Origin of the sequence: Hyphomonas atlantica corrig. (assembly GCF_000682715.1) — a bacterium.
GTDB classification, from domain to species: domain Bacteria; phylum Pseudomonadota; class Alphaproteobacteria; order Caulobacterales; family Hyphomonadaceae; genus Hyphomonas; species Hyphomonas atlantica.
This window is the reverse complement of the sequence record NZ_AWFH01000008.1, coordinates 1-25,985: the sequence shown is the minus strand read 5'-3', so window position 1 is coordinate 25,985 and position 25,985 is coordinate 1. Positions and strand designations below refer to the sequence as shown.

Annotated in this window: 21 protein-coding genes; 7 read left to right on the top strand and 14 right to left on the bottom strand. The window is 60.2% G+C overall.

From position 1 onward, the window contains the following. The first annotated feature begins 76 nt into the window (after positions 1-76). The 4 genes from HY36_RS17715 to HY36_RS06405 all read left to right on the top strand — a co-directional run bounded on the left by HY36_RS17715 (position 77) and on the right by HY36_RS06405 (position 3,878). Positions 77-1,807, top strand: a complete 1,731-nt coding sequence (locus HY36_RS17715) for an SUMF1/EgtB/PvdO family nonheme iron enzyme (protein ID WP_051602562.1) — start codon at positions 77-79, stop codon at positions 1,805-1,807. 3 nt (positions 1,808-1,810) lie between these two features. Continuing rightward, complete coding sequence (locus HY36_RS06415) at positions 1,811-2,218, top strand: hypothetical protein (RefSeq protein ID WP_035550124.1); 408 nt, start codon at positions 1,811-1,813, stop codon at positions 2,216-2,218. Beyond that, the gene (locus tag HY36_RS06410; protein WP_035550121.1) at positions 2,215-3,591 is read left to right on the top strand and encodes a hypothetical protein; all 1,377 of its coding nucleotides are present in this window, start codon (positions 2,215-2,217) and stop codon (positions 3,589-3,591) included. Before HY36_RS06415 ends, HY36_RS06410 begins: the two co-directional genes overlap by 4 nt. A gap of 80 nt (positions 3,592-3,671) precedes the next feature. Further along, positions 3,672-3,878 (top strand): DUF3126 family protein, encoded by a 207-nt coding sequence (locus tag HY36_RS06405; protein WP_027836519.1) that lies wholly within the window; start codon positions 3,672-3,674, stop codon positions 3,876-3,878. A gap of 88 nt (positions 3,879-3,966) precedes the next feature. On the opposite strand, the gene HY36_RS06400 is transcribed toward HY36_RS06405, so the two are convergent. From HY36_RS06400 to xseA, 3 genes are all read right to left on the bottom strand, one after another. Further along, the gene (locus tag HY36_RS06400) at positions 3,967-5,019 is read right to left on the bottom strand and encodes a glycerophosphodiester phosphodiesterase family protein (protein ID WP_035550117.1); all 1,053 of its coding nucleotides are present in this window, start codon (positions 5,017-5,019) and stop codon (positions 3,967-3,969) included. A 61-nt stretch (positions 5,020-5,080) separates the two neighbouring features. Next, positions 5,081-7,516 (bottom strand): TonB-dependent receptor, encoded by a 2,436-nt coding sequence (locus HY36_RS06395; protein WP_035550114.1) that lies wholly within the window; start codon positions 7,514-7,516, stop codon positions 5,081-5,083. A 342-nt stretch (positions 7,517-7,858) separates the two neighbouring features. Further along, positions 7,859-9,277 carry an exodeoxyribonuclease VII large subunit gene (xseA, locus tag HY36_RS06390; RefSeq protein WP_164473912.1) on the bottom strand — a complete coding sequence of 473 codons (1,419 nt, stop codon included), beginning with the start codon at positions 9,275-9,277 and terminating at the stop codon, positions 7,859-7,861. A gap of 118 nt (positions 9,278-9,395) precedes the next feature. On the opposite strand from xseA, the gene HY36_RS06385 reads away from it, so the two are divergent. Further along, positions 9,396-10,424: a sensor histidine kinase gene (locus HY36_RS06385; RefSeq protein ID WP_035550108.1), complete on the top strand. Its 1,029-nt coding sequence runs from the start codon at positions 9,396-9,398 to the stop codon at positions 10,422-10,424. Here HY36_RS06385 and HY36_RS06380 read toward each other — a convergent pair. From HY36_RS06380 to HY36_RS06365, 4 genes are all read right to left on the bottom strand, one after another. After that, on the bottom strand, positions 10,396-12,306 hold the full coding sequence (locus tag HY36_RS06380; protein ID WP_162175953.1) for a PAS domain S-box protein: 1,911 nt from the start codon (positions 12,304-12,306) through the stop codon (positions 10,396-10,398). The genes HY36_RS06385 and HY36_RS06380 overlap by 29 nt on opposite strands. Positions 12,307-12,486: 180 nt before the next feature. Then, positions 12,487-13,929 carry a pilus assembly protein gene (locus HY36_RS06375; RefSeq protein ID WP_035550106.1) on the bottom strand — a complete coding sequence of 481 codons (1,443 nt, stop codon included), beginning with the start codon at positions 13,927-13,929 and terminating at the stop codon, positions 12,487-12,489. A gap of 186 nt (positions 13,930-14,115) precedes the next feature. Continuing rightward, entirely contained in the window at positions 14,116-14,472 is a 357-nt protein-coding gene (locus tag HY36_RS06370) for a hypothetical protein (protein ID WP_035550104.1), read from the bottom strand. A 120-nt stretch (positions 14,473-14,592) separates the two neighbouring features. Further along, a complete protein-coding gene (locus tag HY36_RS06365; RefSeq protein ID WP_035550101.1) occupies positions 14,593-14,802 on the bottom strand; it encodes a hypothetical protein in 210 nt (69 codons plus the stop codon). Between the two features lie 242 nt (positions 14,803-15,044). On the opposite strand from HY36_RS06365, the gene purD reads away from it, so the two are divergent. Together purD and HY36_RS06355 are read left to right on the top strand one after the other, a co-directional pair. Continuing rightward, complete coding sequence (gene purD / locus HY36_RS06360; protein WP_035550176.1) at positions 15,045-16,334, top strand: phosphoribosylamine--glycine ligase; 1,290 nt, start codon at positions 15,045-15,047, stop codon at positions 16,332-16,334. Between the two features lie 97 nt (positions 16,335-16,431). Continuing rightward, positions 16,432-17,871 carry an amidohydrolase family protein gene (locus HY36_RS06355; RefSeq protein ID WP_035550098.1) on the top strand — a complete coding sequence of 480 codons (1,440 nt, stop codon included), beginning with the start codon at positions 16,432-16,434 and terminating at the stop codon, positions 17,869-17,871. Here the strand turns inward: HY36_RS06355 and HY36_RS06350 are convergent. The 7 genes from HY36_RS06350 to HY36_RS18510 form a co-directional block, all read right to left on the bottom strand. Continuing rightward, positions 17,864-19,237 (bottom strand): endonuclease/exonuclease/phosphatase family protein, encoded by a 1,374-nt coding sequence (locus HY36_RS06350; RefSeq protein WP_035550095.1) that lies wholly within the window; start codon positions 19,235-19,237, stop codon positions 17,864-17,866. The genes HY36_RS06355 and HY36_RS06350 overlap by 8 nt on opposite strands. A 63-nt stretch (positions 19,238-19,300) precedes the next feature. Next, on the bottom strand, positions 19,301-20,182 hold the full coding sequence (gene sigJ, locus HY36_RS06345; RefSeq protein ID WP_035550092.1) for an RNA polymerase sigma factor SigJ: 882 nt from the start codon (positions 20,180-20,182) through the stop codon (positions 19,301-19,303). Then, on the bottom strand, positions 20,179-20,715 hold the full coding sequence (locus tag HY36_RS06340) for a hypothetical protein (protein WP_035550088.1): 537 nt from the start codon (positions 20,713-20,715) through the stop codon (positions 20,179-20,181). The genes sigJ and HY36_RS06340 overlap by 4 nt, the downstream gene beginning before the upstream one ends. A gap of 102 nt (positions 20,716-20,817) precedes the next feature. Beyond that, entirely contained in the window at positions 20,818-21,282 is a 465-nt protein-coding gene (locus HY36_RS06335) for a hypothetical protein (RefSeq protein WP_035550085.1), read from the bottom strand. Between the two features lie 193 nt (positions 21,283-21,475). Next, positions 21,476-23,368: an ABC-F family ATP-binding cassette domain-containing protein gene (locus HY36_RS06330; RefSeq protein ID WP_035550082.1), complete on the bottom strand. Its 1,893-nt coding sequence runs from the start codon at positions 23,366-23,368 to the stop codon at positions 21,476-21,478. A 332-nt stretch (positions 23,369-23,700) separates the two neighbouring features. Next, on the bottom strand, positions 23,701-25,122 hold the full coding sequence (locus tag HY36_RS06325; protein WP_035550080.1) for a M20/M25/M40 family metallo-hydrolase: 1,422 nt from the start codon (positions 25,120-25,122) through the stop codon (positions 23,701-23,703). 132 nt (positions 25,123-25,254) lie between these two features. Further along, positions 25,255-25,985 (bottom strand): hypothetical protein (locus HY36_RS18510; protein WP_035550077.1); only part of this gene is annotated, 731 nt, incomplete at its 5' end.

Sequence of the window (25,985 nt, the reverse complement as noted above, 5' to 3'; positions counted from 1 at the left end):
TCGTGCCGGGAATTGGGGTTAGTTAATGCTGTGCTCGGGGGACGCATTGAGCAACCAGCGGAAGGGGACGCCCGCAATGCTTCGGACCGTAATTGCAGCCTTTCTATGCCTTATCCTGGCGCCCGTCGCATTGGCGGAAAGTCAACAAGCACCGCGCTACGCGCTCGTGATTGGCAATTCCAGCTATCAGCAGACCGGTTGGCAACTGCCCAATCCGGCGCGGGATGCACGCCTGATGGCCGAAACACTCGGCAAGGTGGGCTTTACGGTAGACCTGGTCATAGATGGCACGGAAGACCAGATGGAACGGGCCTTTGCCGATCACGGCGCGCGTCTCAAGGCGGGCGGCTCCGATTCTGTTGGTCTGATCTATTACGCTGGGCACGGGGTTCAGTCGCAGGGCCTGAACTATCTGGTGCCAGTGGATGCAAACGCCCGTTCGGAGCAGGACATCTGGCGACAGGCCCCGCGCCTTGGCGACGCGTTGCGCTATGTGGAGCATGCCGGGAATGCGGTGAATTTCGTCATTCTGGACGCCTGCCGCGACAATCCATTGCCAAGCGCAACGCGTAGTGCAGCGGGCGGGCTGGCCGAAGTGAAGCCGGCGCGCGGCCTGTTGATTTCATACTCCACCGCGCCGGGCTATGTCGCCTATGATGGCGAGGGCGAGAACTCGACCTTTGCGATGGCGCTGTCACAGACGATTGGCCAGCAGAACCTGATTGCCGAACAAGTCTTCAAGCGCGTGGCAGATCGGGTAAACCAGTCGACCAATGGATTGCAGACACCCTTTTACAATTCCGGGCTGACAGGTGCGGATTTCTGCTTCGCGGGCTGTGATGGCGGCCCGGCGCCCCAGCCCGTGCCAACCAATACCAGCGCGCAGTTGCCGGCCCATGGGGCACGTGGCTCAGCCGCCCGTAGCGCCGGTGACATGGCTGAGGTGCCAAACGCCGTGAATGCCGCGCCCGGCTTCACCAGCGTGTCCACCTTGCTGCGCGGCGCGGCCTTTACCGCGGCTGATGCCGGCGGCGCCATTGCCGAACGCAAGTTTCGCGATTGCACAGACTGTCCGGAAATGGTCGCCATTCCGGGCGGAGAGTTCATGATGGGCTCCCCGGCAACCGAGAAAGAACGCAAGGATAATGAGGGCCCACAATGGCGCGCCACGATCAAGCCCTTTGCCGCGTCCGCAACTGAGATCAGCTGGGCCGATCTGACCGCCTGTGTCGAAGGCGGCGGCTGCGTTGGAAACGAAGCCGCGAATGAGACCCGCAGTGACCAATGGCAACAGCCGGGTCTGCCGGTGATCAACATCACCTGGGTTGAGGCAATGGCCTATGTCGATTGGCTGAATACTCGCGTCGATGGGGAGCCCTATCGCCTGCTGAGCGAAGCAGAATGGGAGTATGCCGCGCGCGCAGGCACCACGACTGCTTTCAACACCGGCGATACGCTGACGGACCAGCAGGCGAACTTCAATGCCGGGCGGATCTACAATGACGGTCCGAAAGGCGTCTGGCCCCGCCGGCCCATGCCGGTTGGCTATTATCCGCCGAATGCCTTCGGCCTGCATGAGATGCACGGCAATGTCGCCGAATGGACCGCTGACTGTAGCGTGCGCAGCTATCTTGGCCGGTTTGGTGAGGCGACGGTCTATGATGAGCGTGGCTGTCGCTCCCGTGCAGTCCGGGGCGGCAGTTGGGAGAAGGTGCCGTCCTATGTTCGGTCCGCAATCCGTGATGCATTTCCGGATACGGGCCGCGATGATGGGATTGGATTTCGGGTCGCACGGGACAGGGATTAATCGATGAAGACCATCAGCCCCCTGATTAGCCATCACCGGTCCGAGCTCAAGGCAGAAGCCAAATTGGACCGTCACTTGCTGACCGGGGCGATCTTCATGGCGGTCGTGTCGTTCAGCGTCTTCCTGTCGACCCTTCTTGGCAAATACCCTTTGCCCTTCGGCGCGGACGTATTCGCAGATAATCCGGAGCGCATGATTGGCGCGTCAAATTTCTTCGTCGCGACCGCCATTGGCGCAGCGCTGCGCATCTGGCGAAAGCGGCAGATGCGGATCAAGCTGCTCGTGGCGGAGGCCTTCATTCGCGAAGGTGACGAGGACACCGGTTTGCGTCTGTTGCTGGAACCCGTCTTTGGTGAAACCGTCTGGGATGGCGCCGAAACGCCAATCCTCTCTGAAAGGAGCCGGGCATGAGCCTGCAATCAGAATCCGGAACCTCGCCGGTTACTTCGCTTGACCTGCTGCGCGAGTTGCAGGGAGAGCAGAAGGCTTTCCGCTTCCTGATCCGTGCCCTGGCGGTCTTGCTCGTCACGGCAGCGGTGATTGCTGTGGGCAGCGTAATCTATTTCTATGTCGCGCTTCAGGGGCTGAAATCGGAGTACGCCCATCAGGCGCGGTTGAACGAGATCAATCTCCGCATCGTCGCAGGAGAAGCCAGTCGACAGCGCGAGTCGACACAGGCTCAACTCGTCGCAATCCGCGAGGAAAATGAGTCGGCGCGCAGGCAGGCCGAGCTTTCAAGAGAATTGCAACAGGCCGGATCGGCGCGCCAGATCGCTGCTTACAAAGATCGCGCTGTGAACATTGCGCGCAGCCACGTGCTCGGCAAGACGATGAACGAGGTTACCTCGCAAGTGGTCAGCATGGTGCTCCGTGCGGATGAGGGGGGTGTCCGCCTGCTGAGGGATGAGGAGCACCAGTTGCTGCAGGCCGCTTTGGATGATTGGGGCGGAGAAGTGGACTCCGCAAATGTACGCGCTGCGTTTGAACGTTTGATGGATGCAGAGGCCCTGTCGGATCAGGCAATGGGCGCTGCGGGGCTGGCCATGCTGGAGTACCGCGCAGCAGATGAGGCGTCACTGGTCTGGAGCCAAGGATGCTCCACCGTGGTGGACTATGTAAACCAGGCGACGGCGCGCGATCTTGACGCGCCGATGCTGCTGATCTGGAAGGGCCAGTGCCTGCGCAAGCGCGGCGACGCCTTGCTGGCCTATCGCGCTTTCAGCGAGGCGGCACATCTGATTGGGGCGGATTCCGAAGACATCACACTGGAACAGGAACAGATGGCGCATCATGGCGTCGGCACAACACTGGTCGCGCTGGCGGCGCAGCGCGAACTGCCGGAAGGGCGCCTCTACGAAGAGGCGTTGCAGGAGGCCTTGTCAGAGCTGCGCATTGCGGCCCGCATCCGCGCTGAACGCGGCGCAACGCAGGTGGGCGTCGCCTATACGGAAGAGAATATCGGCTTCATTCACATACTGGACGAAGACTGGCCCACCGCGCTGGAACACACGCAACGGATTGATGATATTCTCCCGCTCGCCTGGAATTTGACGGTTCGCCACATCGCCGCCCGCGAGAATGAAGCGGCGCTGCGCCAGGCCGGGGCGAGCCAGGATGCGCTGGATTATATGGAAACGATTCAGGACGAAACGGCGATGGTGTTGTCGCTGATGGATTGCGACCAGATCGACAAGCCGGAATTGCAACGCCTGCTGCCGGCGCGTTTTGAGGAAACTGTGGAATCCCTGTCGGCGCATTGCGTTCTGGAGGCCGAGCGCAGCTGATTTGCAGGCTTTGCGGTTGCAACGCCAAGCAAAATCTCTAGGTTCGCCGCGAACACAAAGACCCAAGAGGAGCCCGACCCATGGAGCGCGAAGAAACGCTGCGCCTTGAAGCCTATCTCAAGGAAAAACTGCACCCGGGCCTTCGCCTGGTTGCGCGTGACAAGACCGATGATTCCGTTGAGTGCTATCTCGGCGCCGAATTCCTGGCCGTGGTCTACAAGGATGTGGACGAGGGCGAAACGTCCTACCAGTTCCAGATGACCGTGCTGTCGGAAGACATCAGCTAAACTGTTCTCGCCTCGACAGGCGGGCATGAAAAAGGCCGGCGCTCCTTTCTGGAGGGCCGGCCTTTCGCTTTTTGAAAGCGCTGTCGTGCTATTCGTAATCCTTGCGAACAATCACGGCGGTTTCGGGATAGTCGGTCCAGATGCCGTCGACACCAGCTTCGATGAGGACTTTCAACTCCTCTTCAGCTGATGCGAATCCTTCTGCCGGTTCATCATCGCGCACCGTGTAGACATGCACGATCTTGCCGAGGGCGTGGGCACGTTCAACGAAGTCTGTCGTTCCGCCTTCAGGGGTCAGGATCATCGCCTTGTGAGCGCCGACGCCTGCTGTCGGAATGTCTTCCAGCTTCATGTCCAGGCCGAGCAGGGCCGCGTAGGGCGGGCCGACGAGGTTCTGTACGAGTGTCAGGTCGCTCTTAGCGGCGACCTTGGCGAGGAAGTCCGGCTCAAAGCACTGGATGAAGATCGGAATGCCCGCTTCGACGAGGCCGCGCTCTTCAATCGTGTTCAGGATCGGATCGACCATGTCGAGCCCGGCCGCCGAGAAATTGGAAGGCCATTTGGCCTCGATGTGCAGGCCGACCTTCCGGCCTTGCGCCGCATTCTCTTCAACCAGGTCGATGATCTCGTCAAACGTCGCGATCCGGAACTGGTCGTTATAGTCTTGCGGGCGGCCTTCAACGCGCTGGATGGCATTCAGCGTCTTCAGCTCAGCGAGGGTGAAATCGTCAGACCACCAGTCTTCCTTGTCGCCCAGAGGCGTTTTACGCACGCTTTTGCGATCGGCGAATTCTTCGTGATCGGCAATGCTTGTCGTGTCGGACAGGTAGCCATCATGGTTGGCAACGAGAACGCCATCCTTGGTCATCACCAGATCCGGTTCGATGAAGTCAGCCCCCTGATCGATGGCGACCTGGTAAGCTTTCAGCGTGTGCTCGGGATAAAGGCCGCTTGCGCCGCGATGGGCGATGATGACAGGCGGCTCGCCCGTGAGGGTCTTTAGCGCGGTTTCGGTGTCGCTTGCGTCGGCCGGAGCTGCTTCTGCTGGCGCTTCAGCCGGGGCATCCACAGGCGCAATCGTTTCAGCCGCCGGATTGCAGGCGGCCAGCAACAGGCCGCCGAGGAGGAGATATTTCTTCATGGTTCATAGTCCTGTCTGGAGGATCGGGGCGAGCACGGGCCCGCCCCGGTATGTAGTCAGCCTAGAACTTGATATAGGCACCGGCTTTCAGCATCTGCGGCTTGCCGCGGATGATGGTATGCAGGCCAAAGGCACCGCCCGTGTTGCCCACGTCGATCAGGTATTCCTCATCGAAGATGTTTTCGCCCAGGAAGTAGACGCCCCACTGATCGTCTGCGCTGTCGAAGCCGATGCGGAGGTTGGCGATGCCATATGCGTCCTGTTCTTCCTCGACAAAGGTGCCGTCCGGATAGGCTTCACGAACACGGGTGAATCCACCATTTCCATCAGCGGCATAATTGTAGCCATTGTCATCTTCGAAATAGTGATGATCTTTCCAGACATAGCTCGGCACGATCGAGAAATCGCCGCGTTCGCCGGCCGGGATCGTGATGTCAGCCGCAAGCGAGAAGCTGTGCTCCGGGCTGATACGGAAGCTGTTACCAGCGAACTGGAGCGGGTTTCCGTTGTCGTCTTCGTCATCATATTCCGAATGCGTGTAGGCATATGTGCCGAGCAGGCGGATATTGTCGGTGACCAGGGCCTGACCATCGAATTCGAAGCCATACTGGGTGGCGTTACCGGAGTTCTCGGTGATGAAGACGCCGTTGATCGGGTCAAAGCGCGTGGTCTGGAAGTCCTTGTACTCACCATAATAGACCGAGCTGGTCATCTGGACGCGATTATCCCAGAGACGGGCGAATACACCGGCCTCGACATTGTCCAGCGTTTCCGCGTCGATGACATCATAGCTTGCACCAGAAGCGGAGAGCACTTCCGGGCGACGGCCCCGGCCGTAGGCGACCCAGGTGTTCACATTGTCAGATACGCGATAGGCGGCATTCAGGCGCCATGTGAACGCACCATCCGTTTCTTCTGATCCGGTAGCCTTGTTGTTGAGGCGATCAGCGCTCAGCAGCAGGGAGGGCGCCAGGGTCACACCATTGAGGCCGCCGAGGTACGGGTTGCTCTTGAGGACGGCTGCGACGGAGCTCGCCGCCAGGTCTTCCTTGGTGTAGCGAAGGCCACCTGTCAGTTCGAGGCGATCTGTCAGCTGATAGGTCACATCGCCGAACAGGTCATATGTGTCGCGTTCGTCGGTGGAGATTTGCTGTTCCAGATGCTCACCGTAAAGCGGTACCAGCGCGCCTTGCAGCAGGGCTGCCAGAGCGGAGTACTGAAGAGGCGTATCGAAGCTGCCGAAGTTTGCACCGCCCGGAATACCGGCGAGTGTCAGCGCGCCCTGTACCTGCTCAACGGTCAGGCCAGCGGCACCTGCGAGGCTCGGTGCAAACAGGGATTGAGCGTAAGCTTCATCCGTGGAGAAGCGCAGCTCATCCTTGCCGTTCACAGTGAAATAGTTTCCGCCGAAGAAGGCCGACAGTTTGCCACCGGCATCATAGTTCAGGCGCAATTCCTGGCTGAACGTATTGGCCTGGCGGCCCTGATAGAATTGAAGCAGGTTGAACTCGACACCATCAGAGTCCCACGCCTCATTCGAGAACAGGTTGCGATAGTCGGTGAGGGAGGTCAGTGACCAGTCATCGTTGAGGTCGTATTCGACGTTGGCGGTGACATAGAACAGCTCACGATCATTGCCGAGCTTGCTGCGGACCTGATCATCATTCACGTTCATGGCCGTTGCGCCGTATGGATCGACCTTCCCGTTTACCTCGAAGAAGCCGGACGTGAACTGGGTGCCGGTGGAATCATCGTCCTGATAGTTGACGAACAGGTCGGCGCGCAGCTGCGGGCTCGGCTCCCAGTGAAGGGCGGTGCGCAGGGCAAGCGTGTCCTGTCCCATCAGGTCCGGAGAGTTGGCGGTGTTCGGCACATAGCCGTCCATGTTCTTCAGCTGACCCGCAACGCGCAGGGCGAGCGTGTCATTGATGACGTAGTTGTAGTGGCCTTCCGCGCGGACGAAGCTGTAGTCACCGCCTTCGATGGAGGCTTTGCCGGAATTGCCGGACAGGGAGGCGCGGTTCTGGATGAAGTTCACGCCGCCAACCAGCGCGCCCTGGCCGAACAGAGTGGCTTGGGGGCCTTTGACAACCTCAACCCGCTCCATGTCATAGATGGCGAGATTGGTGGCAAACCCCACATTGCCGATGGCGACACCGTTCTGGAACATGGCCACGCGGGGCGTACCACCATCCGACACCACACCGCGCAGGGAATAGCTCGGCGCGTTGAGGCTTTGGGCCTGCACCTGCAGGCCGGGAACGAAGTTGCCAAGGTCTTCGAAATCATCCGCCGCGAGCAGGTCGATCAGGGCTTGGTTTGCCACAGACACGTTGATTGGAACGTCGATGAGCGCCTGTTGCTGCTTCTGTGTCGTCACGGTGACGACTTCCAGGTGACGAGCCTTTTCGGCGCTGGTTTCCTGTGCGTGAGCGGACAATTGTCCGGAGAGACCAAGAGCGGCAATTGCCGTCGCGGTAAGATAAGAGTGTTTCATGATTTGACCCGTTAACTAGGCGCACTGTGCGCAGTCGGGCGCTGCCTACTCAGCGGCTCAAACCGGCTCAAATCAAAGTTTTACAACAGAAAGTTCGAGAAGGTTTCAGTTTTGTGCGACGCACAAGCTTTGGGCGAAATCATCACAAAACCTTATTGAAGGTACACTTTTTGAGACTGCCGGAAGGTATGCGGATGAACAAAATCAGACATTCGCTCGGGTGTCGAAATATCACTATTTTTTCGTATGTGCAGCACTGATTAAATAGCGAGCACTTTGTGGGAGAAGACTTGATGGACGTTCCGTAAGGGGAGGTCCAGCGAGCCCGGCCCCCGATTCTGTCTAGAAGAGGGAGCCCTGATCGGTCTTCGGCTTCGTTGGCTTTGCCGCTTTTGGAACTGGCGGCGCAGGCGGTGGCGAAGGCGGTGTGGCTCCGTCCGGGCGCGCCATGACATCGCCATCACCGAAGCTGACCTTGAAGCTGGGTGTGGAGGCGGCGGCCGTCGCGGAGCGAACAAGATTGCCATCGGTATCGCGCACGATGGCATAGCCGCGCTTCAGTGTTGACTGATAGGACAGTGTTTCCAGCAGTTTGCCTTGTGCGGCCAGCGTGTTCCGCCGGGCTTCGATCAGGCGGTTGAGCGCCGGGCGCGCGCGGACGGCTGTGTCACGCAGGCGCTGTTTCGAGGCCCGGATTTCGGCGTTGAGACTGGCCGGGCTGATCGCCAGCCGGGAGACCCGCAGGCGGGCTTTCTGAACGAGCGCGAGCGCCGCCTTGGGAAGGCTCGCGCTGGCATAGTCGAGCCGCTGGCGCTTGGCCTGCAGCAGGGATTCGGGGCGGGGCAGTCGCGCTGCCGCCAGCTTGTCGCGTGATTGGCCGATGCGGCGGGCCAGAGCGCGCTTCAGGCGCTCGCCATGCTCTCCCGTCATCAGCAGCAATTCAGAGCGAACAGGCACAGCAATTTCTGCCGCTCCGGTCGGGGTCGGCGCGCGGGCGTCGGATACGTAATCGATGAGCGTTGTGTCAGTCTCATGCCCCACTGCAGAGATCAGCGGGATCTCGCTGTTGAAGGCGGCGCGAACGACGTTTTCCTCATTGAATGGCCAGAGATCTTCGATCGAGCCACCGCCCCGCGCGACGATCAGCACGTCCGGACGGTCAGCGCCGGTCATGGTATTGAAGCCTTCGATCCCCGCTGTGATCTGTCCGGCAGCGCTGTCACCCTGAACCAGTGCTGGCCAGACAATGACGCGCACCGGAAACCGGTCACGGATGCGGTGCAGGATATCCCGGATCACCGCCCCGGTCGGGCTGGTGACCACGCCAATCGTGCGGGGCAGGTAGGGCAGTTTCTTCTTGTGCTCGGGGGCGAACAGGCCTTCGGCGGCGAACTTCTTCTTCCGCTCCTCCAGCAGGGCCATGAGAGCGCCAGCGCCTGCCGGGCGCATGGAAGAGGCGATCATCTGGTAGTTGGATCGGCCCTCATAGATGGATAAACGGCCCGTCGCGATGACTTCGAGACCCTCTTCCGGCTTGAAGGGCAGGCGGTTGACCTGTCCCTTCCACATCACCGTATTCAGCACGGCCTTGTCGTCTTTCAGATCGCAATACATGTGACCGGACCGGGCAAGGGTGACGCGGCCCAATTCGCCGCGGACGACCACATGATCGTAATTGGTCTCAACCGTGCGCTTCAGGCTGGCGGCGAGGTCGGAAACCGACAGGGCGGCATCATTGGAGGGGGGCGTATCAGACGGCATGATCACAGTCATATAGGGGATGCCGGGCAGGGCAAGTGTTCTTCAGGGGTGCAGATGTGGTCACTCACTGTTAACAGATTTGATGAAAGTTCGGGGTGTACGAGGTAAAAACATTCGCATGACACGTCACGATTCAATGCCGGACAGTTTTGGCGAAAAGCTGTTTCGGGATGTGGCCGACTCCTGGGCCATGCCCATGATGATTCTGAACAAGGATCTGCGCTTCGCCTACGCCAACGACGCATACATGACCGCCACAGAAACTGACTGGGAGCGTCTGGCGGGACAGTACATATTCGACATCTTCCCCGATGTGAGGGGCCGCCAGGAACCGGTGGAGGCGAAATTCCGGGAAGTCTTCAGCGGCAAACGCACGACGCTGGATGCCCAGCCTTACGAACTGACCATGCCGGATGGCACCGTTGAGACTCGCGTCTGGCAAGCTGTTCAGGACCCTCACTATGATGAGGCTGGCAATGTCACGCACATGATCCAGCGGGCGGAAGACATTACGACGCAAGTCGAGCTGAAGCGCCAAAACGACTATATGGAAAACGAGCTGGCCCACCGCATTCGCAACATGTTTGCGGTGATCATGGCCACGTCCCGGATTTCAGGCGAAAGCGCAGATGACGTTGGCACGTATGTCAAGGATTTCAACGAGCGGCTGGCGTCCATGAGCCGGACCTATTTCGAGCTGAGCCGCCGGAATTGGCGCGGTCTCAGGCTGCGGGACATTCTTGAGAACGAACTGATTGCGATCGTCGGACGGAATGCGAGCCGCTTCACACTGGATGGCCCGGATTTCCTGCTCACCGTGAAGGCGAGCAAGGATGCCGCGATGATTGCGCACGAGCTCGCAGCCAACGCGCGCAAGTTTGGATGTTTCTCCGTGCCCGGCGGCCATCTCCATCTCAGCTGGAAGCTGGAAGACAATATTGTGGTTTCCGTCTGGAAAGAAACGGGTGTGGGCCCGGTTCAGCCACCTGCCCGGACAGGTTTCGGAACGCAGATCTTCAAGATGTTCCCGCGCACGCGGGTTGAGCGTGAATATACGGATGACGGTCTGATCGTGACGATCCATACCCAATTGCTGCCGTCATCCTATGAGGACGCCGCTAACGAGTTTGCGGAGCCGTTTCAGTAAGCATGCGGGACAATTGGGTTAGCAGCTTGCTCGTGATGATCGGCTTTGACAGGAAAGGTGCCTGACTGAATTCCGCGCCGCTGGTTTCCGGCGTGTTGCCAGAGACGGTCACAAACGGAACGCCCTGTTGCAGCAGACGTCCGGCCACAGGCGCGGAGGTTTCCCCTGCCAGATTGATGTCCAGCACAGCGCAGTCGCAAGGTGTCTCATCCAGCAATTGCATTGCCTCGAACACAGAGCCGACCGGCCCGATGACGGCATAACCGGCATCTTCCAGTGCGGCCGCCATGTCGATGGCGATGATCGCCTCATCCTCAACCACCAGCACCCGGCGATGGGCGCTCGGGGATTGCTGTGTCCCGGAAACGGGGGCCACGGATTGCGGATCAGGCGCCTCTGACTTTGACGGTTCTGGCACGAAGTCGGATTCGAAAACGCGGTCATCGACGCTGAAGAGGTGCCATTGCAGGCCTTCCGGCGGGAATTCCAGCTTCACGGGATAGCCGAACGCGATGCGCGTCATCTTTTCGATAACGGTTGAGCCGAAGCCCCGGCGCTCAGGCGCCTCAACGGGGGGGCCGCCACTTTCGATCCAGTTGATCTCGAACCGGTTTACATCCTCATCCGTCCGGATGTTCCAGGTGATTTGAACCTGACCGGTATCATTGGACAATGCGCCATACTTGCCGGCATTGGTGGCCAGCTCATGCAGTGCCATGCCCAGCGATTGTGCCGCCGCCGAGGTGAGGCGAACATGCGGGCCGTTCAGGATGATCCGGGTGCCGATGAAGTCTTCCAGATGGGCGAGCTGGGAGCTCATGATGTCTTCCACGCGTGCGCCGCGCCAGCCGGAACTGACCAGCAAATCCTGGCTGGAAGCCAGAGAGCGCATGCGCTCTGAGAAGCGGTCCAGGAAGTTTTCGCCGCTGGCCATCGTCTGGCGTGCGATTGCCTGAACCAGGGTCAGCATGTTCTTGGCGCGGTGGTTCACTTCACCCAGAAGGAGCTGAATACGCTCCTCGCGCTGTTTCTGGTCGGTCACATCCGTATTGGTGCCGAACCACATGATGATGTTGCCGTCATCACCTCTGATCGGATGGGCGCGGGAAAGGAACCAGCGGAACTTTCCATCCTTGCCGCGCAAGGGAAATGTATCTTCCCAGACTTCTCCCTTCTTGAGGGAGCTGAGGAAATGCTCGGTCGCGCGCGCTTCATGTTCGGGATGGTGAACGGACTTCCAGCCATGCCCCAGCGTGGTCGATTCATCAGCGCCTGTGAATTCATACCAGCGCTTGTTGTACCAGAAGATCTGGCCGTTTGGATCACACATCCAGGCGAGCTGGGGAATGTTGTCGGCGAGGGCCTTGAACTGGGTTTCGCTCTGCTCAAGCTTTTCCCGGCTTTCGAGTTCGGCAGACAGGTCCCGCACGATCTTTGACGCGCCGACGATCTTGCCATCTGCATCATGGATGGGAGAGACGGTGACCATGATATGCAAATCATGGCCGTCCTTGTGGCGGCGGACTGTCCTTAGATTTGAAACGGTCTTGTTGGCCTGAATCGCGGTGAGGATTTCATCCTCTTCCGTTTGCCTGTCTTCGGGGATCAGCAGGCGAATGGACTTGCCGATCACTTCCTGAGGGGCATAGCCGAACAGGCGTTCAGCCGCTGGGTTCCAGCTGGCGATGATGCCGTCTGTGGTCTTGGAAATGATGGCGTCGGTGGACGACGTGATGATGGCGCTAAGCCAGGAACTTTCGTCTGCCGACAAGGCAGGCGTGTTCGCAACCGGCGAGGGAGCGCTAGACAAAACATCCCGCTTCATGACGGGGCTCCCGATCAGGGTTTGTGCAGCGCCGAGCGCGCTGTTTTCAAACTGCATTATGACGGAAGTTGGGGGCCTGTCTACAACTCAGATCAATGTGAGCGAGTGCGCGCTGTCAATTTCGGCGCTCTTGTGCCGCGCCTGTGCGGGCCTGTTGTGCAAGCACTTGATTTTAATAGAGAAAATATGATGCTGGAATTGGCAGCGCCCCCGGGGGAGCGCTGCCTGATTTCCGGATTAGTAGCGGATGCGCAGGTCGGAGATCGACTGGGCGATCTTCGTGTAGGCTTCCTTCAGCTCTTCGGAGCTGTCAGGGGTGAAGGTGAACTCCTCCCCGGAGGCGCAATAGGCCAGGATCTCGCGGCCAGCCCGCGGGGCGCTGAAGGCCACGGTATAGACCTTGATGCCCTGTTCCTTGATGCCGTCGCACATCTTCTTGGACTGGTCGAAGGAGTCGCCTTCAGAGGTGTTGTACTCCTGGTTGAACTCACCATCCGTCATGATGATCATGGCCTTGGCGGAGTCCGGTTCGTCGTAAGGGTAGGGATCAGAGCCAGCCGGCCAGACCGTATCCCAATCCGGCGCGATCAGATACCAGCCCCAGGCGATGCCGAGGTGACCGGCTGTGCCGCCGCTCGCATTCAGGTCATCGATATAGTCATACAGCTTGTCGCGATTGGCCGTCATCGGTTGAGGGCCGATCGGGTTGCAGCTTTCCACCGTCCAGTACGGGTTTCCGTAATAGTCAGTGTATGGGTCGCCGTCACGGTCGCGCTGGATGTAGGCCTCGGCCGCTTCGATCCAGGCATACGGGCCGGGATCAGCATCCGTGAAGGCGTCGTCTCCAATCCGCTCTTTTACGCAAGTATTGTTGACGGTCTTCGTGGCTGTTTTTTCAACATCAGCATAGATGGCTTCGTAGCCCCATCTGCGGCAACTGCCATCGCGCCGCTCCCGTGTGCAGACATATTCGTAGCCGACGAACTCGCGAGTTGTATAAGTTTCCGTATAGATACGGATAGGTGTCTTGCCTGTGGCCTTGAGGAAATAGTCGCTGCCTGCATCCACCATTGAGGAATAGGACGCCATGCCGATGCGAACTTCGCCGGTTGTGCCATCATCCTTGACGGGGATAAGCACATCAACTGCCGTTTCCGCGGCATCTTTCAGAGCCGTCATCTTGCTGCCGCCCATGGAGCCGGAGACGTCGAACACAAAGGCGATATCGACCTTGCCGATACCATAGGTCGATGCGGATGTGACGCCAAAGGTCAGCTCTTTCGTGCCGGTGATCTGCATGATCGAGGTCGGCTGGTCACAGCGCACCGTAACGGAAATGTCCTGAGATTCGCTGGCAATGGTGGAGACGGGGTCAGCGCAATCTGTCGCCATGCCCTGGGCTTTCATCGCGGATTCGAAATAGTTCAGGATGTAGGCCTTGATCTGAGTGTCTGACTTGCCCTCCTGCATTTCCCGCGCGCCGGCGATCACCGCGCTGTCCAGAATGTACTGCACACGGTTCTTCGCGGTGTTGACCTGTTGAAGGTCAATCGCAAATCCCATCAGCAGGAAAAGCGGAATGGTCAACAGTGCGAAAATGATCGCGACATTGCCTTCGGTTTCGTCTTTCAGGCGGCGCAACGTTTTGAGCTGTGCTGCCGCAAAATTCAGGATAATCATGGTTCCCACCCCTGAGATAGCCTCACCTGGCCTTTTTAGGTTCACGCCGTACCATCGCAGATCGGGATAACTTCTCGGTAAAACCATGCCAGCCAAATGATCCGGCCCCGGAAAGGATATGTTAACCAGCGCTGGCGGCGCGACAGCCGGTTGGCTTCGCGCGGAAAGGATGGATTTCAGGCGGGTTCAGGACGTGTCCGGAGCGTGCGCCATCATCGCAACAGCGTGCAGATCACGGGCGCTTTCCTGTTGTAGATGCTTCAGTCTGCGCGACCTGAACACAGGCGGGCAGGCCGTGCGCAAGACGGGCGCAGCCGCACCGATCAGACGACGCATCCGGGTTATATATTGGCCCGGATGGTCCAGTGCATGGTTAATCGCCCGCAGTCGACGGATGAGAATTCCGCTGGGCAAAATGTCAGTCGGCAGCGCGGGATAATCCCGAAGGTCAACCGGTGCGGGCTCGTCCAGGAAGCGTATGCGCGGCCCGGTGCGGAACTGTTTCGGTGGGGGATTGGCCGCCTTGCGCGGCGTCGATTCCATCAGCCTGAAGCGCGGCTGTGACCCAAGGGCTTTGCCGGGCGGGGCGTCTTGGTGTGGTTGGGAGCGCGTCGGCACCGCGATGAGCCCGTTGAGCGAGCATGTTGGAAGGGCCCCCAGATCCTAGGCTTCGAGATAGAGCAGGCGGCGCAGGATGGCTTCAAGGAAGGTGACGAGGCCGCCAAGGCGCTCATGCTCTGCGCGGGGCAGGAAGGGCTTGGCCGGAACCGGCCAGAGGCCGAGCCCGGTGTGGGCCGATGAAGCGAGATAGCTGGCCACGGACCACCAGAACTCGATCAGGCCAAACAGGGAGGAGTCAGAACGCGCTTGCATGGCCCTGACCCTGACAGGCGCCCACCCCTGCCGGATTGGCAGCGGGAGAGCACCAGGTGGGCTGGTATCAATTCCTTGTAAATATTTGTATTTTTTAGGGTGAGTGCACGAAATGGATGAGGATAGGGTTGCCACTTTCCCCATCTGGCTCTGCCAGCAAAGCCGGCGGTGGCGGGCAGTGTGAGCGGTCTGCGCCGCTGAGGGCTTGATTCCGGGGGCCAACCCGCGCAATGAGCGCGGCCATGAACATTCTTCTGATCGGATCGGGCGGGCGTGAACACGCCCTGGCGTGGAAAATGGCGCAATCGCCACTGGTGGACATGGTTCACTCGACACCGGGCAATCCCGGCATGGACGAGATCGGCCCCTGTTTCGATGTGGCAGTCACCGATATCGACAAGCTGGTGCAGCTGACGCTGCAGGTGGAGCCGGACCTTGTGGTCATCGGACCGGAAGCGCCACTGGCCGAGGGGCTTGCAGACATCTTGCGGGCGCGGGGCTTTGACGTGTTCGGGCCCAGCCAGCAGGCGGCGCAGCTGGAAAGCTCCAAGGCGTTCTCCAAGGCGCGTATGGTGCAATATGGCGTGCCGACCGCGGCCTATGGTGAGTTCACCGATCCGGTGCTGGCGAAATCCTATCTGCGCACACTGGAAGCGCCCTATGTGCTGAAGGCCGATGGCCTGGCCGCGGGCAAGGGCGTGGTGATTGCCGAGACGCTGGAGCAGGCCGACGCCGAGATCGACGAGATGCTGTCCGGCAAGTTTGGCGATGCCTCCGCGACGCTGGTGATCGAGGAATTCATGCATGGCGAGGAAGCCAGCATCTTCGTGATCACCGATGGCGCCGGCGCAGTTTACCTGCCCGCGGCGCAGGACCACAAGCGCGCGGGCGATGGCGATACCGGGCCGAATACGGGCGGCATGGGCGCCTACGCCCCGGCGCCTGTGGTGACCGATGATATTCTTGCCCGCGTGAAGGCAGAGATCGTGCAGCCCATGCTGAAGGGCATGAAGGCGGACGGCATGCCGTATCAGGGCGTGCTCTATGTCGGCATCATGGTGACTGAGTCCGGGCCGAAGGTTGTGGAGTTCAATGCGCGGTTCGGAGACCCTGAATGCCAGGTCCTGATGAAAGGCCTGAAGGGCGACATCGTGCCGGCCATTCTGGGCGCGGCGACGGGCGGCCTGGAGGGCAATGAAGAGGCCTTCGAAGCGCTGCTGGAGCTGGACGGGTTCGAGCCGACAGCAACGATTGTTCTGGCCACGGAAGGCTATCCGGGCAGCTATGCCAAGGGCTCCATCATTCGCGGCGTGAAACCGGCCAATGAATTGCCGGGCGTCACCGTGTTCCATGCGGGCACCGATATTGATGAGGGTGGCGCGCTGGTGGCCAATGGTGGGCGTGTGTTGAACGTCACGGCCAGTGGCGAAACGCTGAAAGAGGCCGTCGACCGCGCCTATGCCGGCGTCGAGCAGATTGACTGGCCTGAAGGCTTCTGCCGCCGCGACATCGGCTGGCGCGCGCTGAGCTAGCGCCGCTGGCTCAGACACCTCTTTCCATTGTCGGGCTGGTTCCAGTTTCCTGCGCGGTTATAGTCTGATCGACTCGTAGCCGGTCAGGGAGATGTATATGCGGCAATTCGGGATATGGGGCGGTGCGGCGCTCTGCGCACTGGTTGCGGCGTGTGCCTCGCCGGGGCCGGAGACGCAGCCCCTGCAAGGTGACCTGCTGGTTTCCAATGTTCGCGTGATCGATTTTTCAGGCGAGGCCCCTGAGGTGCGCGACAATGCCTTCGTCCTGATTGGCGATGGCGGGGTTCTGGCCGTTGCGGAGACGCGGACGGGCCTGACCGCGACAGTGGAACAGGACGCCAGCGGGCTGACCATGATCCCCGGCCTGACCGACATGCATGTTCATGTCTGGGATGAGGCGGAGCTTGGCGCGTATCTCTCCTGGGGCGTGACGCGGGTGCGCAACATGTCAGGCCTGCCGTTTCACCTGACACTGGCCGAGCAGATCGAGGCAGGCGCCGTAATGGGGCCGCACCTTGTCACCACCGGGCCGATCCTGAACAGCGCCGGGCCGAATGCGCAGGTGAACCATCAATTTGTAGAGACGGCAGACGATGCGCGCGCCGCCATCGCATGGCAGGCCGAGCAGGGCTTCACGCGCCTGAAAGTGTATTCCAATCTCACCCGCGAGGCCTATGGCGCGGTGCGCGAAGAGGCGGACGCGCGCGGCTTCATCATCACCGGGCACACGCCCGAGGGGGTGCGCGGACCGGGCGTGCCGTTCGAAGCGCCATTCGACATCGCCTTCAGTGAAATCCTTGATGATGGCTTCGAGACGATCGAGCATGTGGAGTCGATTGTCTGGCACGGGTTGAGCGACCGGGAGGATGAGGTAGCGGCGCGGGCGCTGGCCGTACAGATCGCCGAGGCCAGTGTGCCGGTCACGCCGACGCTGCTGGCGTTTCACAATCTCTGGCGCGTGGCAGACACGCAGGGCGCGGCGCTGACCCGTCCGGAGACGGACTTATTGAATCCTCTGGTGCAAGCCACGGAAACCGACATGTACGAATACTGGTCGGGCGCGCCGGCCGGGCCGACGGCGGAACGGGATGCGTTTCACCTGCGCATGACCAGATGGCTGCACGAAGCGGGCGTCACGCTGGTCGCGGGCAGCGATGCGGGGATCTTCACCAATGTGCCGGGCCTGTCCCTGGTCGAGGAATTGGAGCTGATGGTGGAGGCGGGGCTGTCCCCGTTTGAGGCCCTGAAGGCGGCGACGGATGCGCCCGCGCGGGTGCTGGAGCGTGAGGGGCTGGATGGCTGCGCGCGCGAAGGCTGCGCGGCGGATCTTGTGCTCTATGCCTGTGATCCGCTGTCGGACATATCCTGTTTGCACGCACCTGAGGCCCTGATCCGCGCGGGCGACTGGCTGAGCGCGGAAGACCTGATGGCCCTGCGCGACAGCGCCCGCCATCACAATCTGGAGCGCACACAGGAAAACGTCATCGGTGGCCTCGCCGCGCAGGGCGTGGACGTGTCGGCGCTGGGCATCAATTAGGCGGAAGCTTGTCCTCAATGCGGTGCAGATAGTCCTCGCTGAAATCGATCTTCAGCGCCATCCAGAGCGGAATATGGTCTGACATGTGATAGGTGCGCCAGTTTGTGGCGTACCATTCGCGCTGTTGCGCCGGTGTTCGGGGGTCGCCCGCCACAACCTTCACATTTTCCTTGAAGGTGCGTTTCCGGTCGTGTGTGTCGCGCAGGTCGGTTTCGCCCATCTGGTCGAAATAGGCCAGGAAGTCCGACTCCGCTGCCGCAGGAAAATCCTCGTCAGCATCCATGTTGCGGATGGCGACGTCTTCTTCGGAAGCGCGGTAGACGACTTGGAAAAAATCGAGCGCACCGGCCTTTGCCTCATCCATCTTCACTTGGCCATGGTCTTCCAGCACGGCGATCTGGTCATAATATTCTGTCTGGAACATGTTGGTTGGTGCTTCCCGAAGTTTTGGGTGCATGCCGAAACCATTGTCGAGCAGCGCGTTCAGGGTTTCGCTCTCGCCGGTGCGCTGGCTGGGCTTGAGAATGTTGAAATCGCCGAGCACGAAATAGGTTTCCAGCGCGGATTCATCGAGCGTTTCGTGGCGCTCCGCGGCGGCCTCCTTGGCCTTGCGGCGCTCTTTCTCCGCCCGTTTCTGGAACACTTGCGCCACTTTTTCGATCTCTTGCCTGCGGCGTTCCAGTCCTTCCTTGCCGGATCCGTAATACATGTGCACGGTACAGAGATTGAATTTGAACCAGCCTGCCTGGAAGGATACCATGAAGGGCGTGCGGTTGAATTGCTTTCCGTTCAGTTCCTTCGCGCCTTCCGGCAATTCCAGCTCAACATCATCCGGCAGCGCGATGATCGTGCCATCTTTCTTTCGAAGAATGGCGTCCGCCGGCAGGGGCACCGATTGACGGGTACGGATGAGTTCATCTTCCAACAGCGTGATTTCGCCGACGATTGATCGGAAGTGAACCTTGCGCGTGTCGTATACGAACACCATACGTTCCTGGTTCCCGGTGACATCCGTGGCAATGAATTCCCAGTTTCTGCCCAGTATGTCCATAAGGTCTTTAAACAGGCTGAGATCGTCTGTGATTTCCTGAAGGGCGACGAGATCGAAGCCTGAAATGATCTGGGCCATGTAATGCAGCGGTTCCAGCGTGCGGTCGCCATAGCCCTTATTCTTGCCGAAATCTCTTATGTTCCATGTGGCGAGCAGCAGGGTGGCGTCGGTGTCCTTGGGCGGGACGCCGCCGCCGCCGTCCGCCTCGGGCCGGGCCATCCAGAGCTTCAGCTCTCGCAACCGATCAATCGTCCGCCGGGTGGTTTCGGGATTGTTCTTGAAAAACCCGTGATAGCGCAGCTTTGTTAGATTCATGATCGTCCCTCCCGCAAGGAATTATGCGCTGGAGGGGACGAAAAATCAACTTACAGGCGTTTGTCAGTCACGCGACGGATTCGGCAACTTGTCCGGGTTGCGCATGGCGTAGAGCCAGGCGATGCGGCCGGAAGAATCCGGGGCGAGGGTGAGGACGAGATCGACCTTTCCCTTCAGCCTGCGGATCAGGGCGGGGGCGCCATTGGCGAGGGCGGGCTCCATGGTCCAGTCTTCGCCGTCGCGCATTGATTTCATCATTACACCCATCAACACCTGAACAATATCCGCCGGGCCATGCAGCGGGCGCAGCGCCGCGCGGGCCTTGCGTCCGCCATCTGTATAGGCGGTGGCATCCGGTGACAGCAGGTTCAGCACGGCAGCGTGGTCCTGTGCAGCGGCGGCGGCCATGAAACGCTGGAGCAAATCCGCCACTTCAGACGGGGCAGCGTCAAAGCGCGGGCCGGTTTCCTGCAGGCGCTTGTGGGCGCGGCTGACCAATTGACGACAGGCAGCCTCAGACTTTCCCGTTGCGGCGGCGATTTCGTCATAGCCCGCATCGAAGGCTTCGCGCAGGATGAAGGCGGCGCGCTCTGTTTCCGACAGGCGCTCCATTGCCCAGAGCAGGGCGAGTTCACATTCCTGCGCCAGGGCGAAGCGATCCTCCACGGTCAGGCTGGGCGATTCCACGATAGGCTCTGGCAACCACGGGCCGGGATATGTCTCGCGGCGGGCGCGGGCAGAGCGCAGCGCGTCGATGGCGATGCGGGCGGCGGTGCGACGCAACCAGGCACGGGGGTTCTCGATGCGCGTACGGTCTGTCCGCTGCCAGCGCAGCCACGTGTCCTGTACGGCGTCTTCCGCGCCGGCCCGCTCGCCCAGCATGCGATAGCACAGGGCGGTCAGGCCGGGGCGTTCAGCCTCGAAGATGGCGGTTTCGGCGCTCATGCGGCGAGTGTCACAATCGTATCGCCAAAGTCCAGCCTCTGGCAGGCTTGTCCGTGGCCCATGCCGCGTTTCAGCACCGGATAGATGCGGCCCGACGCGGCGGCGAAGGCGCAGGACAGGGCGCATTTCTCGCCAAATTCCCTAGCGATCTCGCTGCGGAATTTGTCAGCCATCGGGTCGGCCTTGATAGCGGCCTCCGCAAAGCGGAATCCGAGCCCCATCGCCCCGGCCTTGTCGGCCTGGCCTTCGGCGCACAGGCGCAGGGTCTCCCGGTCCGCACCCGCGGCCAGCGCCATGTCGATGACCAGCTGAGCGCACGGCCCGCAATCGCCATCCAGCGTCGAGGCCAGCAATGCGCCGGTCCACACCGGCTGGCCAAGCGCCGGGCCGCGATAACGATAGAATTCCGGCAGCTTCAGCAGGCCGTAGACCGCGCCGGGCGAAACAGCGCAGATTTCATGCATGTAGCTGGTGTCATAATTGAAGCGCCGCCCGAATTTACGGATCTGAGCATTCAGAAAAGAACGGATCATGGAACTGTCTCCTGCATGGTTCAGAGACAGGACGAGACAGGGGCGGGTTTTGTGACAGGTGAGGCCCGACGGCCGATGGGCAAGCGGGCCTCAGATCAGGGGTCACTCGCTGCTGGAGTCCAGCATGGTGAGCTCGTGCATCAGGTATTGGCCCGTAATTTTGCGGAGCTCGGGATATGTCTTTGCCGTTTCGCGTGACATGTCCGCATTGGCTTCGCCCCAAGCCGTCATGAACGCATCATATTTTTCCCGCGAAGGCCCCAAGTCGGCCATGCTCGCATATTTTACGCCAAGGAGAATGTTGAAATGTCCGCTGTCCGGCATGGCACTGACCAGGATTGTGTAGTCTTCGATGTGGCCGAGGGATTTGGCCACTTCATTGGATTCGACCCATGTCGATTTGATGCCTTCGAGATAATAGTCCCCCATGTTTGAATCGACCTTGATTGTCGAGATCGACCAAACGGAATCGCTGACCGTATAATCTTCGTACACGTTCAATTGCGCCAAGGCCGGAGTCGCGAAAGCGGCCAGCGCTGCTGACAGAAGTAGTCCCTTGATATTCATTGTGTGTCTCCAAGACGAAAGAGCGCCTGCGCGCTCGCCAGTGGCCCCACCGCCACCATGACAGCAGGTTAATGTTGGTTAACGCCGGAGGCAAGTAAAAGACGGTCCGTTATCAAATAAAAATATTCAGAAGACGGTCTATTTCAATTGCTGAGCAGTCTCGGTGCTGGCGCAGTTGCTGCAGGTCGGGTGCTCAGGAGGCCGCGCTGGATGCATTTGCCGTTTCAAGCGCTTCAGCGGCCTCCATCCATTCGATTTCGGCCGCTTCGGCGGTTTCGGCATGCCTGGCGCGGTCTTTCAGCAGCTTCTCGAGTTCGTCAGCGGGAGGTGTGCCGTTTGCCAGTTTGGCGTCGATCTTCGCAATGGCGGTATTCGCCTTGTCGAGGCGCTCTTCAGCGTCACGGGCGGTTTTCTTCAGGGCGCTGAGACGCTTTTTCTCTTCCGGAGAGATCTCTTTCGGCGTGGCGGACTTGGCAGGCTTGGCCGCCTTCGCGCCCTTGGTGTCGTCGCGGTCCGCCTTCATGACGAGGGCGCGATAGTCGGCGAGGTCTCCGTCATAGGGTGCGGCGCGGCCATTATTGACCAGCCAGAGCCGGTCGGCGGTGGCCTCGGCAAGGTAGACATCGTGCGTGATCAGCAAGACGGCGCCGGGAAATTCGTTCAGCGCATAGATCAGCGCCTCGCGGCTATCGATATCGAGGTGAGAGGTCGGCTCGTCCAGGATGAGGATGTGCGGCGCGGCCGACGACATCAGACCGAGCAGGAGGCGCACTTTTTCGCCGCCGGACAGTTTCTCGACATTGGTTTCGACCTTCTCATGGCTGAAGCCCATTGCGGCAGCGGCGGCGCGCACTTTTGCCGGGGTCGTGCCGGGCGGCATGATGCGCTGAACGTGCAGCAGCACGCTATCGCCTTCGGAGAGTTCGTCCAGCTGGTCTTGAGAGAAATAGCCGATCCGCACGGCCTTTGGCACAACACGCTCCCCACCCAGAAGGGAAAGGCGCTCACCAATGGATTTGACCAGCGTCGTCTTGCCCTGTCCGTTCGCGCCGACAATGGCAATCCGGTCGTCCGGGTCCAGACGAAGGTTCACCTTGTCCAGAATGACCGCGTCCTCCCCATAGCCGAGCGTGGCATTGCGCAACTCCAGCATGGGCGGGGCGAGCTTGTCCTTTGGCGGGGCGAAATGGAACGGCGTTGTGCGGTCTTCCACCGGGATGGAGATGTCCTGCATCTTTTCGAGCATCTTGATGCGGGACTGGGCCTGACGCGCCTTGGACGCCTTGGCACGGAACCGGTCGACAAATGCCTGTAGGTGCTGGCGGTCCTTGTCTTGCTTGGCTTTCTGGGATTCGAGCTGGGCGAGCTTGGCGGCGCGCAGCTTCAGCCAGTCATCATAGCCGCCCGGCGTGATGGAAAGCTTGCGATGCTCCAGCGCCATTGTGTGCGTCACACAGCGGTTTAGAAGCTCCCGGTCATGGCTGACAATCAAGACGGTGTACGGATATTTCTTGATGTAGGATTCCAGCCAGGCAGCGCCTTCAAGGTCCAGATAGTTGGTCGGCTCGTCCAGCAGCAGGAAATCCGGCTGGGAGAACAGGACGCCGGCAATGGCGGCCCGCATGCGCCAGCCGCCCGAGAACTCCTTTGTCGCGCGGCCGAGGTCTTCGGTGGTGAAACCGAGCCCGTTGAGCACTTCGGCGGCGCGGGACTCGGCCGTCCAGGCGTCGATGTCCAGAAGGCGTTCATGGATTTCGCCGATCCGGTCAGGATCCGTCGCGGTTTCGGATTCCAGCATCAGCGCGTGGCGTTCCGTGTCTGCGGCGAGGACAACGTCCAGAATGGTGTCATCCGTCGCGGCGACCTCCTGCGCGACCCAGCCGAGCCGGGCGCCGGAATTCAGGCGGATGGCGCTGTCTGCGCGCGGGTTCTCGACGTCTTCGCGGATCAGACGCAGCAGGGTGGATTTGCCGGTGCCGTTGCGTCCGACAAGGCCGACCTTCCAGCCAGCCGAAATCTGCGCCGTGGCGGACTCGAACAGCGGCCGGGCTTCGATCTGGAAGTCGAGATTGGAAATCGTAAGCATGCGCGGCGGTCTACTAGAGACCACCGCGAAAGCAAGCAAAGAAGGGAGCCCGTCATGTCATCAGTAAGGGGGCACTGTGGGCTGACATGACGGGCAGTTCGCTGTGGGCTGGGGGGGGGACGGTGCACCACAGCGAACAGGGTCTCTTCGACACAGTTGATGTAGGCGCGCCAAGCGCGAGGGCAAAGGGCCTCACGCCTTCGTGATGGGTGAAGTTTGGGTAATGTTGCATGAGCGCCTGGAGCATATGCAGCTGCGGGAAGTTACGCTTCCCGCAGCCAGCAGCGACCCATATAAAAATTCGACCGATGGGGCCCCGGTCTTTCGTGGATTTAGTCCTCCGACCCGGCAAGGTCTTTCAGGATAATGGACCAATGGTCGAGCCCGTCATAGAAGCTCGCGACGGGAAGGCGTTCATTCAGGCCATGAGCGAACGTATCGTTCTGCTTGGCGGCCGCCGCTGAAATGCCGACCGTGTCATAGCCGAGATTGCGATAATGCATGCCATCCGTACCGCCCGATGACATGTGCGGCAGGATCGGCACCTCGACACCGCGCTCTGCGAGCGAGGCCTTGATTGCGTTGGTCACGTCTTCGCGCAGGATGGATTCCGGGCTTTCAACAAGGTCGGAGATCAATTCGAACTTCACGCCTTCATTGTCGATGACGTCTTTCAGTGTGGCCTCGGTCGCCTCAATGCCGACCCCCGGGAAGATGCGGCAGTTGACGGTGACGGTGGCGGATTGCGGCAGTGCGTTTTCGGCATGTCCACCGCGCAGCATGGTCGCCACGCAAGTGGTACCGATGGTGCCGACGGTTGCCGGATTGGCGCGCAGTACCGCGATCGCGTCTTCATTGGACGGGTCATCGGCAAAGTCCCGCATCGCCTGACCGAGTTTGTCGAGCCGCTGGCGCCCGCCGATGCGGAGCGACGCGCGTGTCAGTTCGCTCGACATGACCGGGAATGTGTGGTCCCGAATTTTCAGGATCGCCTCGGAGAGCTCGTAGATTGCATTATCCGTGCGCGGAGTAGATGAGTGACCTCCTGGATTGGTCACGGTCAGTTCCCAGGTTGCGTAGGTCTTTTCAGCGCCCTGCACACCGTAATAAAGCGGCTGGCCATTTGGTCCGAGCGCCAGACCGCCTGCATCGGCGTTCAACACGAATTCCGGCTTGATATGCTCATGGACATATTGGGCCTGACCGCGGGTTGAGACCATACCGGTCTCTTCATCACCGGACAGCACCATGACAATGTCACGGTTCGGCTTCCAGCCTTCGTTTTTCAGGCGAATGAAGGTCTGGACCAGATTGGTCACACCATACTTGTTGTCAGCGGTTCCGCGCCCGAAGAAATAGCCGTCTTCCTCAATCAGTTCATACGGCGCCCGAACCCAATCCTCGGCCAGCGCATCGACCACATCCGCATGGGCGAGCAGAACGATGGGTGCCTTCACAGGGTCTTCGGCCCGGTACCAGACCATTAGGCCCTGTGTAGCCTCGCCATTGTTTTCGTAGTCCGTGATCTTCATGTCTTCGTCGGTAAACCCGGCGGCAGACAGTTCGCTCATCAGGTATTCGAAGACTTCCGGTACATTTTCCTGCCCACGGGCAGATCGGATCGAGACGACCTTGGCGTAGATCTCGCGCGCTTTCAATTCGTCTTCGGTGCGCTCCTGCGCGACAGCGACGGGCGTCAGGCAGCTTGCGCCCAGCAGTGCAGAAAGGGCGAAAAGCGAATGTCTCGTGGGCATGGTCACTCCTTGGTGTCGGGGCGCGGGCAGTGCGCGGAATCATTTTTTCGTACTTTAGTCATATGTTGACGAGAGTCAGTAGCGATATCGGGCAATGTCGGGTCAGCATCCGTTCGGATCGGTGCCGAAGGATCATCGCGTTGCCTCCAGATCAGACACCAGCGACGCGGCTTGTCGATCAAGGTAATCAAGAAACGACGGCAGCCACGCAAGTTTGCTCAGCTGGAAATTCAGCTGCAATCGAAGCGCCTCGGACTCCCGCAGATTTTCGGCTGAGTGCGAAACGAGAGAAAAATCTTCTGGCGGCGGACAGTTTTCGTAGAATGAATCCGGATTTGCACCTGGTTGGCTGGGTTCGGGGCTGGCTGCCGAGGAGAGACAGTCACCAATGACCATACCGACGCGGCCTTCGATCAATTGGCGCGACAGGTCGCGATACCCCGACTGGAATATCGTCAGCGTTTCAATCTCGTTGACCGAGTCTTCATAATAGTCGCGCAGTCGGCGCTGCATCGATCCGCTGGCAATGAGGTCGAGATCACCAGAATTCTGAAGTTCCCTGTAAATCTGCGCCGACGGCTCGAACGGCCATTCGCCGCCGGCAATCCAGCTGTCCAGGACAAATCCCCACGTTTCATCAATCGTTTCGGGCGGATCGGACCGCAGCGCATTATCCACGCGCAGAGCGGCTTCCTGGACCTCCGCGTACCATTGCCGACGAACCGCAAAGGCATCCAGATCAGCATTGAGATCCGCAATCAGTCGCTCACGCGAGGTCTCGGCCTCAAGACGATCCTTCCGCGCCTCATTCCAGTTGTTGACCTGCAGGCCAAGGAACACGCCGAGCACGACGATCAGTGTCT